Origin of the sequence: Streptomyces sp. CBMA29 (genome assembly GCF_014596445.1) — a bacterium.
In the GTDB taxonomy this organism is placed as follows: domain Bacteria; phylum Actinomycetota; class Actinomycetes; order Streptomycetales; family Streptomycetaceae; genus Actinacidiphila.
In genome coordinates this window covers 1-6491 of the sequence record NZ_MECL01000206.1, presented here as the reverse complement: position 1 = coordinate 6491, position 6491 = coordinate 1, and the positions used below count along the sequence as shown (strand labels likewise).

Below are 6491 nucleotides of genomic sequence, written 5' to 3'. Positions count from 1 at the left end.
TGTGCTCGCTGCCCACCACCCTCAGGACGTAGCGGTCGCGCTGGTGCCCGGCGTTGAGCAGGCCGCGCATCTCCTCGTTCTTCTCCGCCATCTTCGGGCTGCCGAAGATCGTGTCGGCCTCGTCCACGAGCAGGGTGGGCGGGTCCTCGGTGATGGAGCGGAAGACCGCGGCCGGTGTGGAGTTCACAGTCAGCACCGGGGCGTGGACGGTCTCGGCGAGCACGTCCAGCAGCCTCGACTTGCCGCACCGCTTCGCCGGGCCGACCACCGCCAGGCGCGGGGCGTGCTGCCAGGCGGCCTGGAGATGGGATGCGGCGACCCACAGCGTGGCCGCGTCGAGCGCCGCCTCGGAGGGCAGGACCACGAACCTGGCGATCAGCGCCCGCAGCCGCCTGAGCAGTTCGTCGCCCTCGGTCGGTGGTGCGTCGGGTATCTCCGGCGGGCCGGTCGGCTCCTGCGGCCGGTCCGGTGCGGGTGCCTGCCCGGGGGCGGGGAGCGGAGATATGGCGTCGGGTTGGGGTGGCCGGTGGCCGCTGCCTGGCTGTGCGACGGTTGGCCAGGTGCCGGCCGGTGGGATGGGGTCTGGGGCTGCGGGGCCGGGGCTGGAGGCAGTACTCTCGTTCACGGAGACTCCTTGCTCGGCGGGTTCCGGGGGGCAACCCGGTCCGCCGTTGGCTGACTGTCCTGGGATGGGCGGTGGCGTGGTTTCCGTCAGGCCCCCGGTGTTGGTAGCGCCGGGGGCTTTGTGCTGTGCGGCGTCAGTGGCTACGTTCAACCTCCATCAGGTTGGGTTCCTCATGCGGGATTAGAACATTCATATCACGGTGCCCGCCCGCCAGTCAAGCCGTTCTGGCATTATCAGAGCATGCGGCCTCAGCATATTGGCTGGTCCAGCGCCGTAACGATCCCATAACGAACGACTCAACCGCTTGCAGCATGGACTCTTCATGCGGTATCGTTTTATTCCATCCCGGCGCGTCGAGACCGGGCCGAAGGGAGGCCGACATGTCCAGTCCGCACGCGCACCGCTACACGCCCCTGGAGGGCGAGGCCCTGGTGGCGCACAACATGAAGGTCCTGCGCAAAGCCGCGCGCCTGTCCCAGGAAGACCTGGCCGAGCGCATGACCCGGCTCGGCTTCAAGTTCCACCAGACCCAGATCGCCAAGATCGAGAACGGCACCCGCCTGCTGCGCTTCGACGAGGTCGTCGGCCTGGCCAAGGCCCTCAACGTCCCCGCCGCCCACTTCATGACCGAAGCAGTCGCCGGCCCCGACGAGCCGGACTACGAACTGCAGGAAGCCGGCTACCGCGTCCAGAAAGCCGAACAGGAGTGGAAAACCGCCCACGACATCGAGCAGGGCGCCAGAGCCCGACTCGACGAGGCCGAGCGCGAGTACGACGAGATCGCCGACCGCCTCGCGGCCCAGGGCGTGAACGTCGGCCAGGACACCGGACCCGAGTGGTACCCCGCCCCCAACTCGACCTGGGATCCACTGCGCAAGGGACCGTCCACCGGCCAGTAGGAGGGTTCCCCCTCCACTGTCGACCGCTGCCGGAACGTCCTCTCGGCGCAGTCCGCCGCATCCGGCCCAGCCAGCCAACACCCGCACCGTCCCCGACGCTATCAACGCCGAGGACAGCCAAACGGTACGCGTCACCACCGCCCATCCCACCAGTCAGCACGGCAGCGCGTTGCCCCGCGCCGCCGAGAGAAGAGACTCCATGCCCACCCCCATATCCGCCATGGAGCGGAAATGGTTCACCACCGCCGAGGTCGCCGACATGCTCGGCTTCGGCCTGTCCAAGACCAAAATGCTGGTCCTCACCGGCGAGATCCGCTCCGTCGTCATCGGCCGCAACCGCCGCATCCTCCCTGCCTGGGTCGACGAGTACGTCGCACACGTCGTCGCCACCGCCGAGGAGGCAGCGTGAGCACCAAGCGAAGCAACGGCGAAGGCTCCATCTACCCCTACAAGAACGGCCACGCGGCCTACGTCTGGGTCACCAAGCCGGACGGCAAGCGCGCCCGCAAGTACGTCTACGGCAAGACCCGGGACGAGGTCCACGACAAGTGGATCAGGCTGCACGCTGAGGCGAAGAACGGTCCGGTCGCCACCCGGCACCGTACGGTCGCCCAATTCCTGGCCTACTGGCTTGAGTCGATCGTGAAGCCGAATCTCGCGCCGCTGTCGTATGTCTCGTACGAGGGGTGCGCGCGGCTCTACATCAATCCCCACCTGGGTGCGAAGCGGCTCGACAAGCTGACGGTGCGCGAGGTCCGGGAGTGGCTGACCAAGCTGGCCGGCACCTGCCAGTGCTGCGCACAGGGCAAGGACGCCAAGCGCCCCAAGGAGCACGCGAATCCGGCGCGCCGGCAGCGCTGCTGCGCCATCGGCGAGTGCTGCGAGTCCTACCCCTCGCGCCGCGTGGTGCAGGCTGCCCGCGACGCGCTCCGGGCCGCACTGTCGCACGCCGTGATGGAAGAGGAGATCAGCAAGAACGTCGCCAAGCTGGTGACCGTGCCCAAGCCTCGCCGCCGGAAGATCAAGCCGTGGTCGGTGGTGGAAGCGGGCCGGTTCCTCGAACACGTCGCGCGCACCGACGATTCGCTGTGCGCGGCCTGGGTGCTGGTCCTGGTGCTGGGACTTCGCCGTGGTGAGGTGCTGGGCCTGACGTGGAAGTCGATCGACTTCGAGGCCGGGGAGCTGTACGTCGACCACCAGATCCAGCGGGCCGGCCGGGAGATCCTGCACCGGGAGACCAAGACGGAGGACTCGGACGACTTCCTGCCGCTGCCCGAGCTGTGCCTGTCTGCCCTCCGGCTACGGCGCGAACAGCAGCGCGCGCAACGGACAACGGCCGGAGAGCTGTGGCAGGACAGCCGGGAGCTGGTGTTCACCACGAAGTTCGGCACGCCGATCGAGCCGGGCAACATGACGCGCATGTTCGCCGGCCGGGCCCGCCGCGCTGGGGTCCGCGCGATCCCGCTGCGGAACACCCGGCACACGTGCAGCTCGCTCCTGGTGGCGCTCGGGGTCCACCCGAAGGTGGCCATGCGCATCCTGCGGCACTCGCAGATCGCCATGACGATGGAGGTCTACGCCGAGGCCAGTGAGGAAGAGGTGCGCGACGCCCTGCGCCAGCTCTCGGAGGCCATGGGCAAGGGCTGACCGAGGCGGTTGCTGTACTTCACTGCTGTACAGCACGAAAAAGGTCCCCAGGGACGAATCCCTGGGGGCCTTTGACCTGCTGTGCACTCGGCAGGATTCGAACCTGCAACCTTCTGATCCGTAGTCAGATGCTCTATCCGTTGAGCTACGAGTGCGAGCGCTTCGCGGGGTTTTGGGCCGGTCGGCGTTGCGGGAACAACATTACATGAGGTGCGGCGGGAGGTGAAATCCATAACCGGGAGGTGGGGTGACCTGCGGGAATGGGGTGGAGCCCGGGGGATGGAACGGGAGGAGCCCCGCCGTCGGTGGAAGGACGGGCGGGGCTCCGGAGTGATGGCGGAGGCGGAGGGATTTGAACCCTCGATGGACGGTAAAGCCCAAACCGCATTAGCAGTGCGGCGCCATAGACCGGACTAGGCGACGCCTCCTGGTACGTGCCCGGGTGAGCGGGCGCGTGTGCAGATGATGACACAGCCGTGCGGGCCGCGACCAATCGCAGACTACGGTACAAGGCCGCCGGTGGGCAGGGCAAAGGGGTAGTGCGGGGACGCGCCCACGAAGGAGTGGGTTGCGGGGGCGGGCGGCCCCGCGCGGGTAGGGAGGGGCGCATGCGAAACCCCCGAGTCACCGCACCCCGCAAGGGCCGGACAAGTGCCCGCACCGTCCTCGCATTCCTCACCCTGACGGCGCCCCTCGCCGCGCCCCTCGTGGCCGCCGGCGGCGCCTCGGCGGTCGGCGCCCCGCGCCCCACCCCCTTCGAGCGGCTGATGGAGAGCCGCCTGACCGTGACGTACGCGGCGGCGCCCGACGCCCGGCCGCGGACGTACACCATCGACTGCGGCGCCACCGGGACGAAGGAGGCGACCGACCCGGCGTGTGAGCATCTCGTGGAGATCGGGGGACCGGAGCGTGCGGTGCCCGCGGGGCAGATGTGCACGATGATCTACGGGGGGCCGCAGACGGCCCACGTGACGGGCCTGTGGCGGGGCCGGACGGTCGACGAGGAGTACAGCAGGACGAACGGCTGCGAGGTGTCGCGCTGGCAGCGGATGGTGCCCGTGCTCCCCGCCGCGAACGGCGCGAACGGCCTGAACGGCGCGAATACCGCGAGCGAAGCGGTGAACAGCGCCGACGCGAGCGCCGGGGGTACGGAGACGGACACGACCGTACGTTCGTGACGTACGCCACACCCGCGCGCCCCCGGCCGAACGCGGCGCCCGAACACCCCGCCCCCAAGGGGCACATGGACATCCGGGGCCGCGCGAGGGGGCCTGACCCGTACACTCGGTCTAGTGACATGTCCCGGGGGTGGCGGCAAGATGGGCCGCCCGTGACAAGCCGCCCGCCTGTGAGAGCTGGCAGCACAAGAGCGGAAGCAGAGACCGGAACAAAAGCGGGAACAAAAGCGGGAACACGAGCGGAAACAAAAGCGCAGGCAAGAGCGCAGGCAAGAGCGGACATCAGCGCGGAAAAACGGCGGCGCAGGACAGTGCGGCACGTGCGGTAACAGGGAGGACGCGTCTCGTGAGCAGCAGGCCATCCAGAGGCGCTGCTCGCCTCGCCTCGATACTCGATGCCCTGCCCGACGCGCTGCTGCTGGTCGACGTCAACGGCACGGTGGTCAACGCCAACGCGATAGCGATCGAGACGTTCGAGTCGCCGGGTACGGCGCTGGTGGGGCGGGGGCTGCTCGACCTGCTGCCCTCGTTCGACTCCAAGCGCATCCCCGGCTCGATGCGCAGCCCGCGCGAGGCCGCGGAGGACACCCGTACGAAGCCGACCCGGATGGTGGCGCGGCGCACCGACGGCACGGAGTTCCCCGTCGAGGTCACCAGCGCCAATCTGGAGGACCCGCGCACCCCGTACGCCGACTTCGGTGAGCCCCGGCCGCCCCACTACACCGGCGACGAGTTGCTGATGCTGGTGGTCCGCGACCTGACCGGCACGCTCGACACCGAGGCCGAACTGGCCCGCCAGCAGCGCCAGACGGAGATGATCCTGCGCGCGGCGGCCGAGGGCGTGGTCGGCGTGGACACCGCGGGCAAGGTCGTCCTCGTCAACCCGTCGGCCGCGCAGATCCTCGGCCACCGGGCGACCGACCTGGGCGGCAAGGAGCTGCACCCGCTGGTGCACCACTCGCGCAGGGACGGTTCTGCGCTGCCGTACGAGGAGACCCCGCTCGCCGACACGCTGCGCTCCGGGCGCAAGCACCGCGTCCGCGGCCAGGTGCTGTGGCGCAAGGACGGCCGCGCGGTGCCGGTGGACCTGACGACGGCTCCGGTACGGGACGGCGACCAGCTCGTCGGCGCGGTGATGACGTTCACCGACCGTACGGCGTACGACGCGCTCGCCGCCCGCACACTGCAACTCGGCGCGCTGCTCGACACCTCGCTGCGCGGGCCGCTGGCCGAACTGCGCGGCGAGCTGACCGGCCTCGCCGCCGACCCGGCCGGGCAGCTCTGGCCCGAGGCCAACCAGATCCTGCACCACCTGGCCGCCGGCTACGCCCGCATCACCACGCTCATCGACAACGTGCTGGCCTTCCAGCGGCTCGACCGCGGCGAGGACAAGCTGCGGCGCGAGACGGTCGGGCTCGACAAGGTGGTGGCCGCGGCCGTGGAGGGCGCGATCGAGCTGATCGGTCCTGGGCGCGCGCAGTACGCGGTGCACGCGCCGCCGATCGAGGCGTCCCTGGACGCCGAGCGGATGGCGCAGGCCCTCGCCCACCTCGTCGCCGACGTCGCGGGCGTCGACTCGGCGGGCAACGCCATCGCGTACGCCGGCGACTCGACGATCGTGGTCGCGGCGGCCCAGCGCGGCGACGTCATAAGGATCGACGTCCGCGGCCCGCACGCGGGCGGCGACCCCGTCCATCTCCCGCTCGCCCGCGGCATCGTGGAACGGCACGGCGGCGTGCTCCAGACCCACGAGGTGCCGGGCGGCAGCGCGTACGTCCTGGAGGTCCCGGTCGGCGGCGGCCGTACGAAGAACGGCTCGGCCGCCGCTTCCGACGCCTCGGGAACGGATACGGGTACGGATACGGAATCGGCTACGGAATCGGCTACGGGCGTCCGTACGGACGGCGGCCCGGTCTCGGGATCAGGTACGGGTACGGGTACGGGTACGGGTATCGGTACGGGCTCGGGTGCGTCGGGGTCGGGGTCGGGCGGCGACGCGTCGGAACAGCCGCGTGAGTCCGAGACCACCGTGATGCCGTTGCCGACCGAGCCGATGCGCGGGACCACCGGGCAGGGGTCGAACGCGGCGCCGGGCGCGGGCAACGGCGCCGGGCCGGACTCCGGGGGCGGCGCGCGGCGCGC

At 70.3% G+C, this 6491-nt stretch carries 5 protein-coding genes, 2 tRNA genes and 1 pseudogene; 5 read left to right on the top strand and 3 right to left on the bottom strand.

Features of this window, described 5'->3' with window-relative positions:
* Positions 1-433 (bottom strand): annotated as a pseudogene (locus BGM09_RS27555) (hypothetical protein); the annotation flags it as partial.
* 572 nt (positions 434-1005) lie between these two features.
* On the opposite strand from BGM09_RS27555, the gene BGM09_RS27550 reads away from it, so the two are divergent.
* The 3 genes from BGM09_RS27550 (at position 1006) to BGM09_RS27540 (ending at position 3171) form a co-directional block, all read left to right on the top strand.
* A complete protein-coding gene (locus BGM09_RS27550; RefSeq protein ID WP_223187692.1) occupies positions 1006-1524 on the top strand; it encodes a helix-turn-helix domain-containing protein in 519 nt (172 codons plus the stop codon).
* A gap of 199 nt (positions 1525-1723) precedes the next feature.
* Positions 1724-1933, top strand: a complete 210-nt coding sequence (locus tag BGM09_RS27545; protein ID WP_223186199.1) for an excisionase family DNA-binding protein — start codon at positions 1724-1726, stop codon at positions 1931-1933.
* Complete coding sequence (locus BGM09_RS27540) at positions 1930-3171, top strand: tyrosine-type recombinase/integrase (RefSeq protein WP_188284414.1); 1242 nt, start codon at positions 1930-1932, stop codon at positions 3169-3171. The genes BGM09_RS27545 and BGM09_RS27540 overlap by 4 nt, the downstream gene beginning before the upstream one ends.
* 82 nt (positions 3172-3253) lie before the next feature.
* Here BGM09_RS27540 and BGM09_RS27535 read toward each other — a convergent pair.
* Positions 3254-3326, bottom strand: a tRNA-Arg gene (locus BGM09_RS27535).
* 179 nt (positions 3327-3505) lie between these two features.
* Positions 3506-3599, bottom strand: a tRNA-Ser gene (locus BGM09_RS27530).
* A 180-nt stretch (positions 3600-3779) separates the two neighbouring features.
* Here BGM09_RS27530 and BGM09_RS27525 point away from each other — a divergent pair.
* A complete protein-coding gene (locus tag BGM09_RS27525; protein ID WP_188284413.1) occupies positions 3780-4349 on the top strand; it encodes an SSI family serine proteinase inhibitor in 570 nt (189 codons plus the stop codon).
* A gap of 346 nt (positions 4350-4695) precedes the next feature.
* A partial coding sequence (locus BGM09_RS27520) for a PAS domain-containing protein (protein WP_188284412.1) occupies positions 4696-6491 on the top strand: 1796 nt, incomplete at its 3' end.

Coding starts and splice junctions, on each gene's coding strand:
- BGM09_RS27550 (WP_223187692.1), top strand. CDS start 1,006: ATGTCCAGTCCGCACGCGCACCGCTACACGCCCCTGGAGGGCGAGGCC.
- BGM09_RS27545 (WP_223186199.1), top strand. CDS start 1,724: ATGCCCACCCCCATATCCGCCATGGAGCGGAAATGGTTCACCACCGCC.
- BGM09_RS27525 (WP_188284413.1), top strand. CDS start 3,780: ATGCGAAACCCCCGAGTCACCGCACCCCGCAAGGGCCGGACAAGTGCC.